The sequence below is a fragment of the Rhodococcus sp. NS-SX18 genome, assembly GCF_057367935.1.
This window is the reverse complement of sequence record NZ_CM170633.1, coordinates 3,541,576-3,559,412: the sequence shown is the minus strand read 5'-3', so window position 1 is coordinate 3,559,412 and position 17,837 is coordinate 3,541,576. Positions and strand designations below refer to the sequence as shown.

Genomic DNA, 17,837 nt, shown 5'->3' with positions numbered 1-17,837 from the left:
GGGGCGACGGTGAGACAGCCGTCACCCGAGCGCACCGCGGAGTTCCCCGAGCAGACGGGCCCGTTCGGCGGCGGCGACCCGTGCGGCCTCGTGCGCCGTGGCCAGGATCGATGCCGTCACGTCGCGGGTGTGGTGCCCGCGCAGCGCCTCGGCGAGCCACAGTCCGGTCAGGGCGCCGTTGCCGTCCACCTCGGCCCGCACGAGGCCGTCCGGGCTCGTCGCGGTGCCCGAGACCACGCCGAGTGCGGCCACGCAGTCCTGCAGGGCCCCGAGCCGCGTGCGCACACTCTCCACGATTTCCGTCACGCGCTGGTCGCTCGCCGACATCGCGCTCACCACCGGAGCGCCGAGCGAGGACCGGCCGCGTGCCCGTCCTCGCGGCGCGCACGCTGCACATCGTCGTGGGTGGGCAGGCCCAGCCGATTCAGCAGCCCCTCCGGTATGCCTCCGTCCGCCAGTTCCTCGCGGTGCCGCGCAGCGGCCTCGACTGTCGCGCGCCGGCACAGCGACACGATCTGTTCGGCCAGTTGTGCTGTGCCGTAACGTAGTTCGCTCTGATCGATGTGCAGGTCGACGGGCAGGCCCTGTTCGGTGGTGCGTACCGAGACGGTGCCGGCCCGGTTCCGGGCGGTCGCCGTCGTGATGGTCGTCTCCGCGATGTCCATACCGGACTTGGACGCGCACCCACGCCGATCGGTTCCCGTGTTCACCCGGTGGGGCGGAAGAATCCCTGGAATCCCATCTCTCCGTTCGTGGTCCGGATCGGCGACAGTTGGACCGGGTCACCCGCCTCGACCATGAGGCCGTTTCCGACGATCATCGCGACGTGCCCGTCCCACACCGCGAGATCGCCGGGTTGCACCGCGCTCGCGTCGACTGCGGTTCCGACGTCCTGATCCTGGGCGAGGCGTGGGATCTGTACTCCTGCCTGCCCGTACGCCCACTGGGTCAGGCCGCTGCAGTCGAGGCCCTGCCCCGGTGCGGTCCCACCCCACACGTAGGGCGTGCCCTGCTGGGAGAGCGCGTGCCGCACGGCATCGGCCGCCGCGCGATTCGGTGCGACGGCCACGCTGCCGTCCGGTAGCCGCACCTCGGTTCCCTGGCTGCCGAAGGCTCGCAGCTCGCCGTCCCGCGGCACGACAGGTTCCTGCCCCGGCGGTGCAACCGGGGCAGGATCCGGCGGCATCAGCTCTGCCATCCGTGCCGTGTGGTCCGCCAACGTGGAGGTGACCCGGGCCAGGACGTCGAGGCCCGCTGCGATGTGCTCGACGGCCGCCACCAGCAGCATCATCTGCGCCTGTGGGAGTGCGGCGAGGGGAGCGGAGCGTTCGGCCAGCGTCGCGAACGAGTCGATCAGCCGGGCGACCTCGGCGGCACCGGTGAGGACGGTCGTCGTCGCTTCCACCGCGACGTCGGCGATGGCCGTCCCGCGGTCGGCGGCGGCGACGACGTCGGTCAGGGCCCGTTCGCCGCTGCGGACGGCGGCCTCTGCGGCAGCCCCGGCCCAGTCCCACGCGAGCTCGCCCAGCGCGGTCCGGCCCACCGTGTGGACGCCTTCGACCAGTTCTGTGCAGGAGCGCAGTGCCGCGGCCGGATCGGTGGCGACGGTGCCGGTGCCGAACGCCGACAGTAGCTCGGTCAGGGGAGCGGCGAGCAGGTCCACCTCCGGCACCGCGGTCACCGCGGGGCTCCGGCGGCCTCCAGCAGTGCGGATTGGGTGGTGACGGCGCGTTCGTACGCGGCGGCGGTGGCACCGGCGACCGCGCCCATTGCCGCGAAGGTGCCGCCGAGCCGGGTCAGTTCGGTCCGATGGGCGCGGTGAGTGGCCGTGAACGCGGCGAGGAACGCGGTGCCGACCGGACCGAATGCCGGCGCGAGGGGCGCCGGATCGACAGCGTGTGCCTCGGCGGCGGCTTCGTGGAGCCGCTCCGCCATGGCCGCAGCGGTGCGTCCGAACGCCGCGATCGTCTCGGGTCGAGCGCGTACCACGTCGTGGTTTCCGGTGCCTGCGTCCATTCGGGCTGTTCCCCCTCGGTGAAACGGATCGTCCTTCGACCGATTGGACGCAGCGGGTGGTGCCCCGGTTCCGCGCCGGCGGGCCGGATTTGTTCCCCGCCACGGGGTGTGGGACCTTGGAAGCGAGCCCGGAACCCGGGTTCCCGGACGAGGGGCGCCGTACCCGGTGTGCGACAAGACGGCCCGAGGGAGCCTGTGATGTCGTGGTTGGTGCTGGTGGTGTCCGGGGTGCTGGAAGCGGTGTGGGCCACGGCATTGGACCGCTCCCGAGGGTTCACCCGTCTCGTTCCGACGGTCGTGTTCGTCACGGCGCTGATCGCGAGCATGGCGGGCCTGGCCTACGCGATGCGTCGACTGCCGGTGGGAACGTCGTACGCCGTGTGGGTGGGCATCGGCGGGGTGCTCACCGTGGTGTACGCGATGGCGACCGGGAACGAATCGGTCTCGGCATGGAAGATCCTGTTCCTGACCATGATCGTCGGCGGCGTGGTGGGACTGAAGTTCGTCCACTGACACGGCAGTTCGTCCACTGACACGGCAGTTCGTCCACTGACACGGCCGCGGGTGCAGCCGGTGTCCCACTCCCGGTCACCTATTCGACGAAGCCCTCCTGAACCAGCCAGTCGTAGGCGACCTCGGCCGGCTCCTGGCCGTCGACGTCGATCCGCCCGTTCAGTTCGATGAGTGTCTCGTCGGTCAGTTTCCGGGAGACGGGGGCGAACAACTCCGCGATCTGCGGGTTCTCGGTGAGGGTCTCCTCGCGGACGACGACCGCCACGTTGTAGATGGGGAAGAACTTCCGGTCGTCCTCGAGCACGGTCAGATCCAGGGCCTCGATCCGGCCGTCCGTGGTGAACACCTCGCCGAAGTTGCAGTCGCCGCGTGCCGTCGCCTCGTAGATGGCGCCGGTGTCGAGCGTCCTGATGTTCTCGCGCGGCACACCGGATCCGAGCGGAATGCCGTAGGTCTCGAGCATCGGCTGCAGACCGTCGTTGCGGTTGGCGAACTCGGATTCGACGCAGAAGGTGCGTTCGGGGACCGGGATGTTCGCGATGTCGGAGAGCGAAGCCACGCCGAGTCGTTGCGCATTGGCGCTGGTGGCCGCGAAACCGTAGGTGTTGTTCATGGGGGCGGGCGGCAGCCACACCAGACCGTTCTCGCGCAGGTCCTCGTCGCGCACGGCCTCGTACTGGCCGCGCTCGTCGGGGATCGGTTCCTCGTGTCCGAGATAGGCGATCCATGCCGTGCCGGTGTACTCCCACTGCAGATCGACCTGTCCCTCGAGCTGCGCCTGGCGGGCACTGGCGCTGCCGGGGATGTTGGTCAGATCCGTGACGTCCGCGCCCGCCGAGCGCAGCAGGATCACCGCCATCTTCCCGAGGAGGAGGGCCTCGGAGAAGTTCTTCGACCCGACCGAGATGCTCGCACCGTCGAGCGGCTCGACGGACTGCAGCGGGCCCGCGAGTTCGCCGGTGGGGACGAAACCGCCGGCGGTTCCCAGCCCGCACGCGACCAGCGTCGACGCCGCGAGGAGCGCTCCGGCGAGCCGGGACAGAAGACGTGCGGTCACGAGCGGAGCCCCTTCGGCCGGACCGTGAACTCGAGCATGCGCCCCGCCCAGTCGACCAGAAGGGCGAGCAGCGCCACCAGTAGCGCACCGCTGACGAGGACGGGATAGCGGAAGAGGGTGATTCCGGTGACGATGAGGGAACCGAGGCCGCCGGCGTTGATGAAGGTGGCGAGAGTGGCGGTGCCGACCAGCAGAACGAGCGCGGTGCGGACACCGGTCATGATCACCGGCAGGGCGAGGGGCAGCTCCACCCGGAGCAACACGCCGAACCCGGACATGCCGAGTCCGCGCCCGGCCTCGACGAGGGTCGGATCGACACCTTCGATGCCGGTGATCGTGTTCCGCAGGACGGGAAGCACGGCATACAGGGTCAGGGCGACGACGGCGGTGCCGAATCCGAATCCCAGCCAGATGGCCAGCAGCACGAGCAGTCCGATGGCCGGCGCCGCCTGCCCGGCGTTGGCGACGCCCACCGCGACGGGCGCGAGGGCGCGCGACGCCGGCCGGGTGAGGGCGATCCCGAGGGGGACGGCGATCACGACGACGAGGATCGCCGAGACCGCCGTGAGTTCGACGTGTTCCCGGAGGAGGGTCGAGATGGTGATCCATTCGAGCTGGCGGGCCTCGATCGAGTCGAGGTCCGCGTTCGCGCGCCACAGCAGCCAGGCGGCGAACACCACGGCGACGACGAGTGGCAGGACGAACAGCATCGCGGTACCGCCGCGGCGGCGCGAGGGAGGACCCGGACGGGTACCGGACCCGGCGGTCGACGGTTCGGTGTCGATGCTCATGTCCGGTGTCCCGTCTCGCCGGGGCCTGCGGCCGCGGACTGCGACTCGCCGCCGCGGATCCGTCCGGTCACCGATTCGAAGTTGATCAATCCCTGGAATTCGCCCTGCCGTCCGGTCACGATCGCGGCCCCGTGCGCGGAGGCGAGCATCGTGTCCAGTGCGTCGTTGAGGGTGGCGTGCCGGTCGAGGGTGACCAGGTCGTCGGGGTCGCCGTCCGGGACGGTGCCCGAACCCTGCAGCTCGCGCACCCACAACCAGGCCACGGGACGACGGCGCCGGTCGAGGACGACGACGGTGTCGTCTCCGCGCGCCCTGGCGCGTGCGACGGCCTCGTCGGCGGAGCTGCCGACTTCCGCGGTGGTGAGTTCGGCCAGTTCGACTTCCGCGACGCGGCTGAGCGAGAGCTGTTTGAGGGTGGAACCGGCACCGACGAATTTCTCCACGAACGGGCTCGCGGGCGCCGACAGGATCGTCTCGGGGGTGTCGTACTGCGCGACGTGCCCGCCCTCCTGCATGATCAGGATCCGGTCGCCCAGTTTGACGGCTTCGTCGATGTCGTGGGTGACGCACACGATCGTCTTGCGCAGATCTTCGTGGATGCGCAGGAGCTCGTCCTGCAATCGGAGCCGGGTGATCGGGTCCACCGCGCCGAACGGCTCGTCCATCAGCACGACGGGCGGGTCGGCGGCGAGGCCCCGGGCGACGCCGACCCGCTGCTGCTGCCCGCCGGACAGTTCCCGCGGGTACCGGTCCCGGTACCGGTCCGGGTCGAGGTTGACCAGTTCGAGCAGCTCGGTGACGCGGTCCGCGGTTCGCCGCCGGTCCCACCCCAGCAACCGGGGCACGATCGAGATGTTCTGCGCGACCGTCATGTGCGGAAAGAGGCTGCCACCCTGGATCACGTACCCGATCCGTCGCCGCAGGTCGTCGACGTCCGCCGACCGGATGTCGTCGCCGCCGATCCGGATGGTTCCGGACGTGGGTTCGACGAGACGGTTGATCATCTTCAGCGACGTGGTCTTGCCGCAGCCCGACGGGCCCACGAACATCACGATCTCACCCGCGGGGATGTGCAGGCTCAGACCGTCGACTGCCGGGCGCGCCTGCCCGGGGAACGTCTTGACCACGTCGATCAGGTCGATGTCGGTGCCGCTGATCCGGGCGGCGGACGAGGACGGCGGGTTCATCTCAGGCACGGATTCCCTTCGAGACGGTGACCTTGCCGAGCGCGAGGAGCAGCGCGTCGAGCGCCAGCGCGAGGACGACCACTCCGATCGTGCCGACCAGGGCCGAGTTCAATGCATTCGCGCCGCCGATCTGCGACAGACCCGTGAAGATGAACGAGCCGAGACCGGGACCGAGTACGTACGCGGCGATCGCGGCGATACCCATGGACATCTGTGTCGAGACCCGCACGCCGGCGAGGATGACGGGCCAGGCCAGCGGGAGCCGGACGCGGGTGAGCGAGCCGATCTCACCCATGCCGATTCCACGCGCGGATTCGACGAGGGTGCCGTCGACGCCCTGCAACCCGACCACCGCGTTGCGCAGGACCGGCAGGGTCGCGTAGAAGGCGACCGCGAGGAATGCCGGTGCCACCCCGATCCCGACGAGCGGGACGAGGATGCCGAGCAGCGCGAAGGACGGGATGGTCAGACCGACGGCACTGAGGGTGTTGGCCACCGGTTCGAGCCGGGGGATCCGGGTGACGATCACCGCGAGCACGACGGCCACGACGGTGGCGAGAAGCACGGCCTGCACGACGAGGCTCACATGCTGGTACGCGCTGAAGGCGATCTGCGCCTTGCGCTCGTCGATGTAGTCCCACATGCCCACCCGTCCCGTCCGCCCGCATGCCCGACTGTCACGATGGCACACGTGCACCGGCGTCGGGGCGAGTCGGGGAAACAGGACCGCGACGGACCGTGCGCATGGGCTGGGCCGGGAAGCACTCGGCGACGGCGGGCGAACGACGGCGTTCTATCCTTCCGGCATGGATTCGCTCGTCGTCGACCACCCGCTCGCCGCTGCCCTCCTGACCACGCTGCGCGACGAGCGCAGCGACAACGCAGCCTTCCGGTACGCGCTGCGCCGGCTGACCCAGATGCTGGTGTACGAGGCGATCCGGGACGCGCCGGTCGAGCAATTCGAGGTGCGGACGCCGGTGGCGACGACGATCGGTGTGCGCCTCCGACAGCCACCACTGCTGGTGCCGGTGCTGCGAGCGGGCCTCGGGATGGTGGAGCAGGCCCACGCGCTCATCCCGCAGGCGCGGGTGGGGTTCGTCGGCCTGGCTCGCGACGAGAAGACGTTCGAGCCGGTGCCGTACCTCGAGTCGCTTCCCGACGACCTGTCCGGCCTGCCGGTGTACGTGCTCGATCCGATGCTGGCCACGGGCGGTTCGATGGTGCACACGATCGACCTGCTGGTCGCTCGCGGGGCGACCGACGTCACGGCGGTGTGCGTGGTCGCGGCTCCGGAAGGTGTGACGGCGCTGTCCGAGTCCGGCCACCCGGTCCGGCTCGTGACCGCATCGATCGACGACGGTCTCAACGAGAACAAGTACATCGTTCCGGGCCTCGGGGACGCCGGTGACCGGCAGTTCGGCCCACGCTGACCTCCTGCGCGGGTCCGCGCGCGGCATCGGTGAACCCCCGAACGACCGGATCGCCGATTTTGCCCGAATAGTCCGTGTTGTTGCAGGATAACAATAGAGTGTCGGATGAGGTTGGTCGGCGGGTGCCCGGTCGTCCCTGCGCCGGGCGGTGTCCGGGCGGTCGAAATACCAGGTGGAACGGGTTTTCAGCGCCGAATGCGACGCCGCTGAGGACCCCGGTCCGAGCGGCCGCAGCCGGGACGGGCACCGTCTCGATTCGGGGAAGTTGATCAACTTCCCTTTTCCACGGGCCTGCTCTGGTTACGCTCCCCGTGATCGGTTGGAACGTCCACTGTCCTCGACCGCCCACGAAAATGAGGTCCGCTCGATGATCAACACCTTCTCCGGCAACAGATTTCGACAGTGCGCCCGGGCGACCGCACTCGGTGCGGCCGCCGTGCTGGGCATGGTGGTGGGGTCCGGCAGTGCCGGAGCCGCTGTCGACAACGCCCGGACACTGCCCCTCGGAAACAACAACGCCATCGAAGTCCTCCAGGCCGACACGTCGATCCAGTCCTATCCGCCGCTCGACAGCTCGCCCGTCAGCTTCGAGTTCTTCCACGACGAGGTGGTGTCGGTCAACTTCACCGGGCCCGATGCCGACTCGTTCCAGGACACCAAGCTGACCATCGGCTACCAGATCGGCTACCCGGTCGCTCTCAACGGGGCCGTCGTGCACATCAACACTCCCAGCCTCGACTGGGAGGTCGGCAACGAGTTCGGTATCGGTGTCGAACTCGCCCCCGAGTTCGCTCTCGGACTCGACGCGAGCACCGGAGCGACGATCGGTGGGTCGATCATCCCGTCCCAGGAGATCGAGGTCGATCTCTCGCCGGGCGGCATCACCGACGTGGCGTTCGTCGAGGACATGGAGTTCGACGGCCGGTCCGCGACCGTCCGGCTGGCCGGGGTCCACGGCTCCGTCTCGGGAGCGCTCGGCCCGGTCACGATCCGGCCGTACGCCCGGGCCGTCACCTCGAACAACGACACCGTCATCACCTACGGTGTGCCGCACCGTCTCTGAGGGTTGTCGTTCCTCCTCCGGGCCGGTGACGACCGCGACGAGCGGCCGTCACCGGCCCGTCGGTGCTGCCCGTCGGTGCCGCCCGTCAGTGCTCACCGAGGCCGCTGGCCCACGCGCGCAACGCCTGCAGTCGCGCGCTCGCGCCGTCGCGGTCGCCGTCCGCAGCGACGGCCTCGAGGTAGCACTTGAGCTTCGGTTCGGTGCCCGACGGCCGGACCACGACCCGCACCGACGCGCCCTCGAGCACCACGGCGTCCGTGCGCAGCGGGCCGCTCGCCGTCGCCAGGTCCGTGGCCGTGACCGGCTCCCCGGCGAGTTCGGCCGGTAGCGCGGACCGCAACCGGCTCATGATCGCCCCGATCCGGGCGAGATCGGTCACCCGGATCGAGACCTGGTCGCCGAGATGCAGCCCGAACTCGCGGTACAGGGCATCGAGCGCGTCGACGAGAGTGCTTCGGCGGGCCTTCAGTTCGGCGGCGTAGTCTGCGACGACGACCGCCGTCGCGATGCCGTCCTTGTCGCGCACCGCATCCGGGTCGACGCAGTGACCGAGGGCCTCCTCGTACGCGTACACGAGTCCGTCGCCCGCGCGAGCGAGCCACTTGAAACCCGTGAGGGTCTGCGCGTAGCGGGCACCCCGCGCGGCGGCGAGTTTGCCGAGCAGGGTCGAGGAGACGATCGTCGTCGCCACCAGCGCGCCGCGTGGGGCACCCGCGAGAATTCGGTCCCCGAGCAGCGCCCCGGTCTCGTCGCCGCGCAGCATTCGCCAGCCCTCGGGTGTGGGGACACCCACGGCACACCGGTCCGCATCGGGATCGAGGGCGAGCGCGATGTCCGCGCCCACGTCGGCGGCAAGAGCGAGGACGGCATCGGCGGCCCCCGGTTCCTCCGGATTGGGAAACTCCACGGTGGGGAAGCGCGGGTCGGGCGCGAACTGGGCGTCCACCACGTGCACGTCGTCGAAGCCCGCGGCGTGCAGCGCCGCGACGGCAGTCTCGCCGCCGACGCCGTGCAGCGGTGTCAGCGCGATGCGCAGGGTGCGCGCCGTGGCGCGCGGTAGCGAGGCGACGCGCGTCAGATACCGCGCCACCAGGTCGTCCCCGGCGGGCGCGACGGCGGTGCGCGGCACGGACGACGCCGCGCCGACGGCGTCGATCGCCCTCTCGATCTCACGGTCGTCCGGCTCGACCAGTTGGGCACCGCCACGGGTGTAGACCTTGTAGCCGTTGTCCGAGGCGGGGTTGTGGGACGCGGTGATCTGCACGCCCGCGACCGCGTCGAGGGTCCGCACGGCGTACGCCGCCACCGGGGTCGGCAACGGACGCGGCAGGGCCACGACAGCGAAACCGGCGGCCGCGAGAACCTCGGTGGCGGCGGCGAAGAACTCGGCGGATCCGGTGCGGGCGTCACGGCCGACGACCACGGTGCCGCCGCCGGACCCGCGCGCCCGGAGCCACCGGGCCAGGCCCGCGGTAGTGCGGACGACCACGTCCTCGTTGATGCAGCCGGGTCCGTCGCCGACGGGCCCGCGCAGCCCGGCGGTCCCGAAACGCAGGCTCACAGCCGGCCCGCCAGCTCACGCAGCAGGTCGCCCATGCGGGTGGCGGCGGCCCGCCCCGCCGCGAGCACCTCGTGGTGGTCCAGGTGCTCACCGGTGAGTCCCGCGGCGGCATTGGTGACCAGTGAGATTCCGAGCACCCGCGCGCCCGCGGCCCGCGCGGCGATGGTCTCGTGCACGGTGGACATGCCCACCAGGTCGGCGCCGAGCGTGCGCAGCATGCGGATCTCGGCGGGGGTCTCGTAGTGCGGGCCGGGCAGACCGGCGTACACGCCCTCGTCGAGGGTGGGGTCGATCTCACGGGCGAGGGCGCGCAGCTGCGGACAGTAGGCGTCGACGAGATCGACGAACTGGGCGCCGCGCAGGGGCGATCGCCCGGTGAGGTTGAGGTGGTCCGAGATCAGCACCGGCTGACCGACCGTGTGATCGGGCCGGATGCCGCCGGCGGCGTTGGTGAGCACGACGGTGCGCGCGCCGGCCGCGACGGCGGTACGCACCGGGTGCACGACGCGGCTCAGGTCGTGCCCCTCGTAGGCATGGGTGCGGCCGGCGAGGAGCAGCACCGGAGTGTCGCCGACCCGCACGGAATGCACGGTGCCCGAATGCCCTTCGGCGGTGGGCGGGGCGAACCCCGGCAGTTCGCCCATCGGGACGTCCGCGACCGCCGTGCCGAAGCGGTCCACCGCAGCGCGCCAGCCCGAACCGAGCACCACCGCCACGGGGTGTTCGGGCACTCCGGTGCGCTCGGCGAGTGCCGCGGCGGCGCGGGCGGCCTCGGCAGGGGGGTCGGCGATGGCATCGGGTGCTCCCATGTCGGTCGACCCTAGCGCCACACCGGTTATTACTCGCGGGTAGGTTGTGGCGCTATCCTCTCCGCATGCCATACCTCGACCGCGACGGCGACGTCTTCGTCCTCCACCTCGGCGACCGCTCCGGCGGCGACACCGAGAACCGCTTCCATCCCGGCTGGCTCTCCGCCGTCCACGAGCTGCTCGACGAGGTCGTCGCCCACGACGGCCCGGCCGCACTCGTGACCGCGGCCACCGGAAAGTTCTGGAGCAACGGGCTCGACACCGACTGGATCTTCGGCAACCTCCCCGAACTTCCCAGCTACCTCGATTCCGTGCACGAGTTGTACGTGCGGATCCTGACCTTCCCCGCGGCGACCGTCGCGGCGGTGCAGGGCCACGCGTTCGGGGCCGGTGCAATGCTCGCGCTGACCCACGACTTCCGCGTGATGCGGGCCGACCGCGGCTTCTGGTGCCTGCCCGAGGTGTCCCTGAACATGCCGTTCACCGTGGGCATGTCGGCACTCCTGCGCGAGCGGCTGCCGATCCAGGCCGCGGTCGAGGCGACCACGACCGGCCGCCGGTTCGGCGGTGGTGACGCGCTCGCGGCGGGCATCGTCGATCGCACCGTCGACGGCGATGCCGTGCTGGCCGCCGCCGTCGAACGGGCCGCCACCCTCACGGGCACCCGCGGCGCCAACCTGGCGGGCATCAAGCGTGGTCTGCATGCACCGCTGATCGCGGCACTCGAGACGAAGACGGACGAGTCGAACTTCCGCCTCGGGTGAGGTGCGTGCTCTCCGCCCGTGCCAGACTGAGCGGGTGACGAGCGATGCGGACAGGGCGATCGAGGCTGCGTCGGACGGCCTGATCGCCCTGTCGCATTCGATCCACGCCGAGCCGGAACTGGCCTTCGACGAACACCGCAGCGCCGCGAAGATCGCGGACCTGTTGCGCAGCGGCGGATTCGAGGTCCGTACCGGGATCGCCGACCTGCCCACCGCGTTCGACGCCCGGTTCGGCAGCGGAGACCTCGTCGTCGGAATCTGCGCCGAATACGACGCGCTGCCCGGGATCGGGCACGCGTGCGGGCACAACATCATCGCTGCTGCCGCCGCCGGCGCGGGCCTGGGTCTGGCCGCCGTCGCCGACGCGCTCGGCATCACCGTCCGCGTCATCGGCACACCCGCCGAGGAGACCGGCGGGGGCAAGGTACTCATGCTCGAACGCGGGGTGTTCGACGACGTCGGCATGGCCCTGATGGTGCACCCGGGCCCGTTCGACATCACCGGGGCGACGTCGCTGGCCCTCGCGGACATCGCGGTCAGCTACACCGGCCGTGAGGCGCACGCCTCCGCCGCTCCCGAATACGGCCGCAACGCTGCCGATGCGGCGACCGTCGCGCAGGTCGCCGTCGGCCTGCTGCGTCAGCATCTACTGCCCGGTCAGCAGATCCACGGGATCGTCAGCGACGGCGGCACCGCACCGAACATCGTGCCCGCGCACACGGAACTGCTGTACTACCTGCGGGCGACTACCGCGGAGGCCCTCGCCGACCTGACCGAGCGTGCCGGCAACTGCTTCGCGGCCGGGGCCCTCGCCGCCGGCTGCACGCACGAGATCCGCACGGTGTCGCCGACCTATACGGAACTGACTCCCGACCCGTGGCTGGTCCGGGCTTATCGTGAGGAGATCATCGGTCTCGGGCGCACGCCGCTGCCCGTCGAGGAGGAAGGATCGCGCCCGCTGGGCAGTACGGACATGGGAAACGTGACGAACGTGGTGCCGGGTATCCACCCGGTGATCGGTCTCGACTCCGGTGGTGCGGTGACCCACCAGGCGGCGTTCGCCGACGCGTGCGTCACCGCCTCGGCGGACCTCGCCGTCCTCGACGGCGCCCGCGCCCTGGCCGCGACGGCAGCCCGGGCGGCGGCCGATCCCACGCAACGTGCGCGGCTGCTCGAGAACGTGGCACGCCGATGAACCCGTACATCGAGAAATGGCTGGGCGAGCACACCGACGACCTGTCGGCGTGGCGCCGGCACATCCACGCCAATCCCGAACTGGCCCGTCAGGAGTACGCGACCACCGAGTTCGTCGGAAGCACACTCGCGGCCGCCGGGCTCGAACCCAAGGTGCTGCCGCGCGGCACGGGCCTGATCTGCGATCTCGGTCCCGACGGGCCGCGGATCGCCCTGCGTGCCGACATGGATGCGCTGCCCATGCAGGAGATGACGGGCCTGTCGTTCGCCTCCACCGTGCCGGGCGTGGCGCACGCCTGCGGGCACGACGCCCACACGACCGTGCTGCTCGGCACGGCGCTGGCGCTGAACTCGGTGCCCGAGCTGCCGGTGGGGGTGCGGCTGATCTTCCAGCCCGCCGAGGAGGTGATGCCCGGCGGCGCGCTCGACGTGGTGGCCGCCGGCGCGCTCGAGGGCGTGGTCCGGATCTTCGCGCTGCACTGCGATCCCAGACTCGAGGCCGGCAAGGTCGGGGTGCGGGTCGGGGCGATCACCTCGGCCGCCGACACGGTCGAGCTGGTTCTCGACTCGCCGGGAGGACACACTTCCCGCCCGCACCTGACGGGCGATCTGGTGTACGGCCTCGGCACCGTGATCACCGGGCTGCCCGGCATGCTCAGCCGGCGCATCGACCCCCGCACGAGCACGGTGATGGTGTGGGGCGCGGTCGCGGCGGGCAAGGCCGCGAATGCGATTCCCCGCACCGGCATGCTGACCGGCACCGTCCGCACCGGCGACCACGAGACGTGGGAACTGCTCGAGCCGATGGTGCGCGAGATCGTGCACGGCCTGCTCGCCCCGACCGGTCTGAGCTACGAGCTGGACTACCGGCGCGGTGTGCCACCCGTCGTCAACGACGAGGTGTCGGCCCGCATGGTGGAGGACGCGGTGCGGGCGATCGACCCGGACGCGCTGGCGGACACCCCGCAGTCCGGAGGCGGGGAGGACTTCTCCTGGTACCTCGAACAGGTTCCGGGTGCGATGGCCCGGCTGGGTGTGTGGCGGGGGACCGGACCGAAGCTCGACATCCACCAGCCCGATTTCGATCTCGACGAACGTGCCCTGGCGGTCGGCGTACGGGTGATGACGAACCTGGCCCTGGGCTCAGGTTAGGCTTAGGCAACCTGTACGTTGCCTGTGAGTCGCCGCTCACGCCAGGAGGTCCGGAATGCAATTTCGACGCAGAGCCGTCGCAGTACTGTCGGCCGGGGTACTTGCCGCCGCGCTGGCCGCGTGCGGCAGCGACTCGAGTGAGTCCGAGGGTGACTCCACCGGTGCGCTCACCCTGTACTCCGGGCGCAGCGAGAACCTGGTCGCACCCCTGATCGACCAGCTCGAGGGCACGCTCGGCTTCGAGATCGACGTCGTCTACGGCAGCACCCCGGAGATCACCGGGAAGCTGGTGGAGGAGGGCGCCTCCTCGCCCGCCGACGTGGTGTTCACCCAGGACGCCGGTGCGCTCGGCCTGCTCGACCAGGCGGGGCTGCTCGAGACGCTGCCGGCCTCGGTGACCGACCTGGTTCCCGCCGACTACCGCGCTGCCGACGGCACCTGGGTGGCGACCTCCGCACGTGCCCGTGTACTCGTCTACAACGACCAGAAGGTGCAGCCACAGGATCTGCCCACCGGCATCGACGGCCTGCTGGACCCGAAGTGGAAGGGCCAGATCGGCTTCGCCCCGACCAACGCGTCGTTCCAGGCGTTCGTCACCGGGCTGCGCGTCGCGCGCGGCGAGGACGGCGCCCGCGCCTGGCTCGAGGGCTTCAAGGCCAACGAGCCGGTGGCGTTCGAGGGCAACGGCCCGCTGATGGAAGGCGTCGACACCGGCCAGGTCACCCTCGGCCTGACCAACCACTACTACTGGTACGGCCTCGCGGACGAGCGCGGTGCCGAGAACTTGAACGTGCAGGTCTACTACTTCCAGGCCGGTGATCCGGGCGCACTCGTGAACATCGCCGGGGCCGGCGTCGTACAGACCACGGACCAGAAGGAACAGGCGGAGCAGTTCGTCGCCGCGCTGCTCTCGCCCGAAGCCCAGACGTACTTCGCCGACGAGACGTCCGAGTACCCGGTCGTCGAGGGTGTCGAGACCAAGGATCAGCTGCGTCCGCTGTCCGAGATCGGCAATGCCGACATCGAACTCGCCGAACTCGCCTCGCTCGAGCAGACCCAGGCGTTGCTGCAGGAGCTGGGATTCATCTGATCCAGCTCGCCTCGCTCCGTCCCACCCGGCGCAGCCGGCCGGTTCTCACGCTGGCTGCGCTGGGTGTCTCGGTCTTCGCACTCGCCCCCGTCGCGCACCTGGTCATGCGCGCGTTCGCCGACGGTCCCGACCGGGTGTGGTCGCTGGTGTTCCGGCAGCGCACCCTCGATCTGGTCTGGCGCAGCGGCATTCTCGCGCTCACCGTCACCGTGGCCTGCCTCGTCGTCGGGGTCACCGCCGCGTGGCTCACGGCACGCACAGACCTGCCCGGCCGACGGTGGTTCGCCCTCGCACTGAGCGTTCCCCTCGCCATTCCGTCGTACGTGTCCGGGTTCGTGTACATCGCCCAGTTCCCCGGGCTCGCGGGCTTCGCGGGTGCTGCGCTGGTCCTGACCGCGGCGAGCTTCCCGTACGTGTACCTGCCGGTGTCCGCCGCGCTGGCCTCGGTCGACCCGGGGCTCGAGGAGGTCGCGCGTACTCTCGGCCGGTCCCGGCTGCGCACCACGCTGACCGTCACCCTGCGGCAGGTATGGCCCACCGCGGCGGCCGGCGGCCTGCTGGTGGCGCTGTACACCCTCAGCGACTTCGGGGCCGTCGCGCTGATGCGGTACGAGGCGTTCACCCTCGCCATCTACGGCAGCTACCGGGGGCTGCTCGACCGCACGCCGGCGGCGGTGTTCGGCCTCGTGCTCGTCGTGCTCGCCGTCGCGCTGACGGTCTCCGAACGCCGGGTGCGCCGCGGGGCCACCGCTCGCATCGGCTCCGGCGCCCCACGGCCCGCCGCGCCCGTACCGCTGGGCCGGCAGCGGTGGACGGCTCTGGCGTTCCTCGCCGTCGTGCTGACGGCCGGCGTCGGTGTGCCGCTCGCCGGACTCGCGCGCTGGCTGTGGTTCTCGCAGCAGGCGGCGATCGACTGGGCGGGGATCTGGACGGCGACGACGTACACCCTGTGGGTGGCTGCCCTCGGCGCGCTGCTCACCACCGCGCTGGCCCTCCCGGTCGGCGTCCTGGCGGCGCGGTCGACCTCGCCGGTCTCGCGGTTCACCGAGAGCGCCGCCTACGTCGGATTCGCACTGCCCGGCATCACCGTGGGCCTGGCCCTGGTGTTCTTCGGGATCCGGTTGCTGCCGCAGTGGTACCAGCACACCCCGATGCTCGTGATGGGCTACGCGGTGCTGTTCCTGCCGCTCGCCGTCGGCTCGATCCGCGCGGCGGTCGCCTCGATTCCGCTCGGCCTCGAGGACGCGTCCGCGACGCTCGGCAGCGGACGGATGCGGACCGGCATCCGGGTGATGATCCCGCTGGCGGCGCCCGGCGTCGTCGCGGGGGCGGCACTGGCGTTCCTCACCATCGCGAAGGAACTGCCGGCGACGTTGTTGCTCGTGCCGATCGGGGAGGACACCCTGGCGTCACGGATGTGGAAGTACACCGAGACCCTCGAGTACGGGTCGGCGGCCCCGTACGCGGCGATCCTGGTGCTCGTCGCCGCGCTGCCGTCCCTGGTGCTGGGCCGGCTGCTGCGCGGCCGGGTCGATGCGGAAAGTGGCGGTGAGGAATGAGCGGGCTCTGTCTCGAGGGCGTCTGCGCCCGGTACGGGCGGACGAAGGTCGTCAGCGACGTCTCGCTGACGGTGGAACGAGGCGCGCTGCTGGCCGTGCTGGGGCCCTCCGGTGGAGGCAAGACCACGCTGCTGCGGGTGATCGCGGGCCTGCACCCGGCCGCAGCGGGCCGCGTCGTCGCGGACGGACGCGACCTCACGGCGCTGCCGCCGGAGCGCCGTGGGGTGGGGCTGGTGCCGCAGGAGGGTGCGCTCTTCCCTCATCTGAGCGTCGCGCGCAACGTCGGCTACGGGCTGGTGCAGCCGACGTGGCGGTCGATGGTGCGGCAGCAGTCCGTGCGGCAGCGTCGCGTGGAGGAGCTGCTGGAACTGGTCGGCCTGGCCGGCACCGGCCAGCGCAAGCCGTCGCAGCTGTCCGGCGGTCAGCAACAGCGCATCGCGCTGGCACGGGCGCTCGCGCCCAATCCGGCCGTCGTCCTGCTCGACGAGCCGTTCAGCGCTCTCGATGCCGGGCTGCGGTCCAGCCTGCGCACCGAGGTTCGCACCCTGCTGCGGGACCAGGAGGTCGCCTCGGTGCTCGTCACCCACGACCAGGCCGAGGCCCTGGCCATCGCGGACACGGTCGCGGTGATGCTCGGCGGGCGTCTGGCGCAGGTGGGCACGCCGGAGGAGGTCTACCGGTGGCCCGCGACGCTCGAGGTGGGTGCCTTCGTGGGGGATTCGGTCGTCCTGGACGCCGACGCGGCCGGCGACCGCGCGCACACGGTGATCGGGGCGGTTCCCCTCGCGACCCCCGCCCACGGCAAGGGCCACGTCCTCGTACGCCCGGAGCAGGTGCAGGTCGCCGCAACCGACGAGCCGTCCAAGTTCACCGTGCTCGACCTGGCCTTCGGGGGCGCCCTGACGGAGGTGCGGGTGACCGGTGCCGGGCAGACGATCCGGGCGCAGCGGGCCGCGTCGCACGACGTGCAGCCCGGGGATCCGGTGACGCTGCGGGTCGGCGTCCCGGTGCCGTTCTACCCGGCTCGGCCGGGCGGGGCCGGGAAGCCGGCCTAGAAGCTGTCGGGCCGGCCGGGCCCGACGTTACGGCTGTTGCGGGTGCGCAGATCCCGCACATAGTCGGCGGGGGCACCGGCGATCTCGGCGGCGTCGGCCATCACGCCCAGGTAGCGCGCCGACGGCAGGCCGCCCTCGTACGCGTCGAGGACGTACAGCCAGGCGAGCACGGGCCCGTCGTCGGTGTCCACCCGCAACCGGATCTTGCGGTGGATGCCGAGTTCGGAGCCCTCCCAGCGGTCGAGGCTGCGTTCGTCCTCGTCGGGCACGTCGTAGAGCACGACGAACACCTTCGAGTCGGGGTCCTCGACGACGGTGGCGAGCGCGCCCTCCCAGCCGATGTCGCCGCCGCTGAAGGTCAGCCGCCAGCCGTGGAGCCAGCCGGTTCCGGCCATCGGCGAATGCGGGCAGCGCTGCAGCATCTGCTCGGGATGCATGTTGGAGCCGTAGGCGGCGTAGATCGGCACGGGGTACAGGCTAATGGCTGACCGTCCGGCGCAGGACACGGGGCGCCGGCCGCTTCGTGGTGGCGTCCGCGTGCGCAGGACGGTGCCCGTGGCATAGCGTGTCTGCGGACGTTCGGCAACCCCGGCGCC

At 71.2% G+C, this 17,837-nt stretch carries 20 protein-coding genes and 1 riboswitch; of the genes, 9 read left to right on the top strand and 11 right to left on the bottom strand.

What is annotated here, in order from left to right:
* Positions 1-21: 21 nt before the first annotated feature.
* The 4 genes from AC2IPW_RS16495 to AC2IPW_RS16480 are packed head-to-tail and all read right to left on the bottom strand — an operon-like array spanning position 22 to position 2,016.
* Positions 22-327, bottom strand: coding sequence for a YbaB/EbfC family nucleoid-associated protein (locus AC2IPW_RS16495; RefSeq protein WP_003935726.1), 306 nt, complete (start codon positions 325-327; stop codon positions 22-24).
* A 5-nt stretch (positions 328-332) separates the two neighbouring features.
* Positions 333-665 carry a hypothetical protein gene (locus tag AC2IPW_RS16490; RefSeq protein ID WP_416061408.1) on the bottom strand — a complete coding sequence of 111 codons (333 nt, stop codon included), beginning with the start codon at positions 663-665 and terminating at the stop codon, positions 333-335.
* A gap of 41 nt (positions 666-706) precedes the next feature.
* Positions 707-1,681, bottom strand: coding sequence for a C40 family peptidase (locus tag AC2IPW_RS16485; RefSeq protein ID WP_416061407.1), 975 nt, complete (start codon positions 1,679-1,681; stop codon positions 707-709).
* Positions 1,678-2,016 carry a hypothetical protein gene (locus AC2IPW_RS16480; RefSeq protein WP_371383557.1) on the bottom strand — a complete coding sequence of 113 codons (339 nt, stop codon included), beginning with the start codon at positions 2,014-2,016 and terminating at the stop codon, positions 1,678-1,680. The genes AC2IPW_RS16485 and AC2IPW_RS16480 overlap by 4 nt, the downstream gene beginning before the upstream one ends.
* 121 nt (positions 2,017-2,137) lie before the next feature.
* Positions 2,138-2,204, top strand: a riboswitch (guanidine-III (ykkC-III) riboswitch).
* 10 nt (positions 2,205-2,214) lie between these two features.
* Between AC2IPW_RS16480 and AC2IPW_RS16475 the strand changes: the two genes are divergently transcribed.
* Complete coding sequence (locus AC2IPW_RS16475) at positions 2,215-2,529, top strand: DMT family transporter (RefSeq protein ID WP_003935722.1); 315 nt, start codon at positions 2,215-2,217, stop codon at positions 2,527-2,529.
* 79 nt (positions 2,530-2,608) lie between these two features.
* On the opposite strand, the gene AC2IPW_RS16470 is transcribed toward AC2IPW_RS16475, so the two are convergent.
* Genes AC2IPW_RS16470 through AC2IPW_RS16455 form a run of 4 tightly spaced genes read right to left on the bottom strand, consistent with a single transcriptional unit; the run spans position 2,609 to position 6,207 of the window.
* Positions 2,609-3,586, bottom strand: a complete 978-nt coding sequence (locus AC2IPW_RS16470) for a glycine betaine ABC transporter substrate-binding protein (RefSeq protein ID WP_003935721.1) — start codon at positions 3,584-3,586, stop codon at positions 2,609-2,611.
* Complete coding sequence (locus tag AC2IPW_RS16465) at positions 3,583-4,377, bottom strand: ABC transporter permease (RefSeq protein WP_003935720.1); 795 nt, start codon at positions 4,375-4,377, stop codon at positions 3,583-3,585. Before AC2IPW_RS16465 ends, AC2IPW_RS16470 begins: the two co-directional genes overlap by 4 nt.
* Positions 4,374-5,564 (bottom strand): ABC transporter ATP-binding protein, encoded by a 1,191-nt coding sequence (locus AC2IPW_RS16460; RefSeq protein WP_003935719.1) that lies wholly within the window; start codon positions 5,562-5,564, stop codon positions 4,374-4,376. The genes AC2IPW_RS16465 and AC2IPW_RS16460 overlap by 4 nt, the downstream gene beginning before the upstream one ends.
* Before the next feature lies 1 nt (position 5,565).
* On the bottom strand, positions 5,566-6,207 hold the full coding sequence (locus AC2IPW_RS16455) for an ABC transporter permease (RefSeq protein ID WP_054372193.1): 642 nt from the start codon (positions 6,205-6,207) through the stop codon (positions 5,566-5,568).
* A gap of 163 nt (positions 6,208-6,370) precedes the next feature.
* On the opposite strand from AC2IPW_RS16455, the gene upp reads away from it, so the two are divergent.
* Positions 6,371-6,994, top strand: coding sequence for a uracil phosphoribosyltransferase (gene upp / locus AC2IPW_RS16450; protein WP_054372194.1), 624 nt, complete (start codon positions 6,371-6,373; stop codon positions 6,992-6,994).
* A 367-nt stretch (positions 6,995-7,361) separates the two neighbouring features.
* The gene (locus tag AC2IPW_RS16445) at positions 7,362-8,057 is read left to right on the top strand and encodes an MspA family porin (protein ID WP_003935716.1); all 696 of its coding nucleotides are present in this window, start codon (positions 7,362-7,364) and stop codon (positions 8,055-8,057) included.
* Positions 8,058-8,142: 85 nt separating this feature from the next.
* Here AC2IPW_RS16445 and AC2IPW_RS16440 read toward each other — a convergent pair whose 3' ends face one another.
* The gene (locus AC2IPW_RS16440) at positions 8,143-9,618 is read right to left on the bottom strand and encodes a phospho-sugar mutase (RefSeq protein ID WP_486375212.1); all 1,476 of its coding nucleotides are present in this window, start codon (positions 9,616-9,618) and stop codon (positions 8,143-8,145) included.
* Complete coding sequence (locus AC2IPW_RS16435; RefSeq protein WP_450120469.1) at positions 9,615-10,427, bottom strand: purine-nucleoside phosphorylase; 813 nt, start codon at positions 10,425-10,427, stop codon at positions 9,615-9,617. Before AC2IPW_RS16435 ends, AC2IPW_RS16440 begins: the two co-directional genes overlap by 4 nt.
* 65 nt (positions 10,428-10,492) lie before the next feature.
* Here AC2IPW_RS16435 and AC2IPW_RS16430 point away from each other — a divergent pair, with 65 nt between their 5' ends.
* The 6 genes from AC2IPW_RS16430 (at position 10,493) to AC2IPW_RS16405 (ending at position 17,241) form a co-directional block, all read left to right on the top strand.
* The gene (locus tag AC2IPW_RS16430; protein ID WP_416061403.1) at positions 10,493-11,191 is read left to right on the top strand and encodes an enoyl-CoA hydratase/isomerase family protein; all 699 of its coding nucleotides are present in this window, start codon (positions 10,493-10,495) and stop codon (positions 11,189-11,191) included.
* A gap of 34 nt (positions 11,192-11,225) precedes the next feature.
* The gene (locus tag AC2IPW_RS16425) at positions 11,226-12,386 is read left to right on the top strand and encodes a M20 family metallopeptidase (protein WP_054372151.1); all 1,161 of its coding nucleotides are present in this window, start codon (positions 11,226-11,228) and stop codon (positions 12,384-12,386) included.
* Positions 12,383-13,537, top strand: a complete 1,155-nt coding sequence (locus AC2IPW_RS16420; protein WP_003935711.1) for a M20 family metallopeptidase — start codon at positions 12,383-12,385, stop codon at positions 13,535-13,537. The genes AC2IPW_RS16425 and AC2IPW_RS16420 overlap by 4 nt, the downstream gene beginning before the upstream one ends.
* A gap of 55 nt (positions 13,538-13,592) precedes the next feature.
* Entirely contained in the window at positions 13,593-14,627 is a 1,035-nt protein-coding gene (locus AC2IPW_RS16415; RefSeq protein ID WP_003935710.1) for an iron ABC transporter substrate-binding protein, read from the top strand.
* Between the two features lie 104 nt (positions 14,628-14,731).
* Entirely contained in the window at positions 14,732-16,186 is a 1,455-nt protein-coding gene (locus AC2IPW_RS16410) for an ABC transporter permease (protein WP_003935709.1), read from the top strand.
* The gene (locus AC2IPW_RS16405; RefSeq protein WP_416061402.1) at positions 16,183-17,241 is read left to right on the top strand and encodes an ABC transporter ATP-binding protein; all 1,059 of its coding nucleotides are present in this window, start codon (positions 16,183-16,185) and stop codon (positions 17,239-17,241) included. The genes AC2IPW_RS16410 and AC2IPW_RS16405 overlap by 4 nt, the downstream gene beginning before the upstream one ends.
* On the opposite strand, the gene AC2IPW_RS16400 is transcribed toward AC2IPW_RS16405, so the two are convergent.
* On the bottom strand, positions 17,238-17,708 hold the full coding sequence (locus tag AC2IPW_RS16400) for a gamma-glutamylcyclotransferase family protein (RefSeq protein ID WP_006939627.1): 471 nt from the start codon (positions 17,706-17,708) through the stop codon (positions 17,238-17,240). The genes AC2IPW_RS16405 and AC2IPW_RS16400 overlap by 4 nt on opposite strands.
* Positions 17,709-17,837 lie beyond the last annotated feature (129 nt).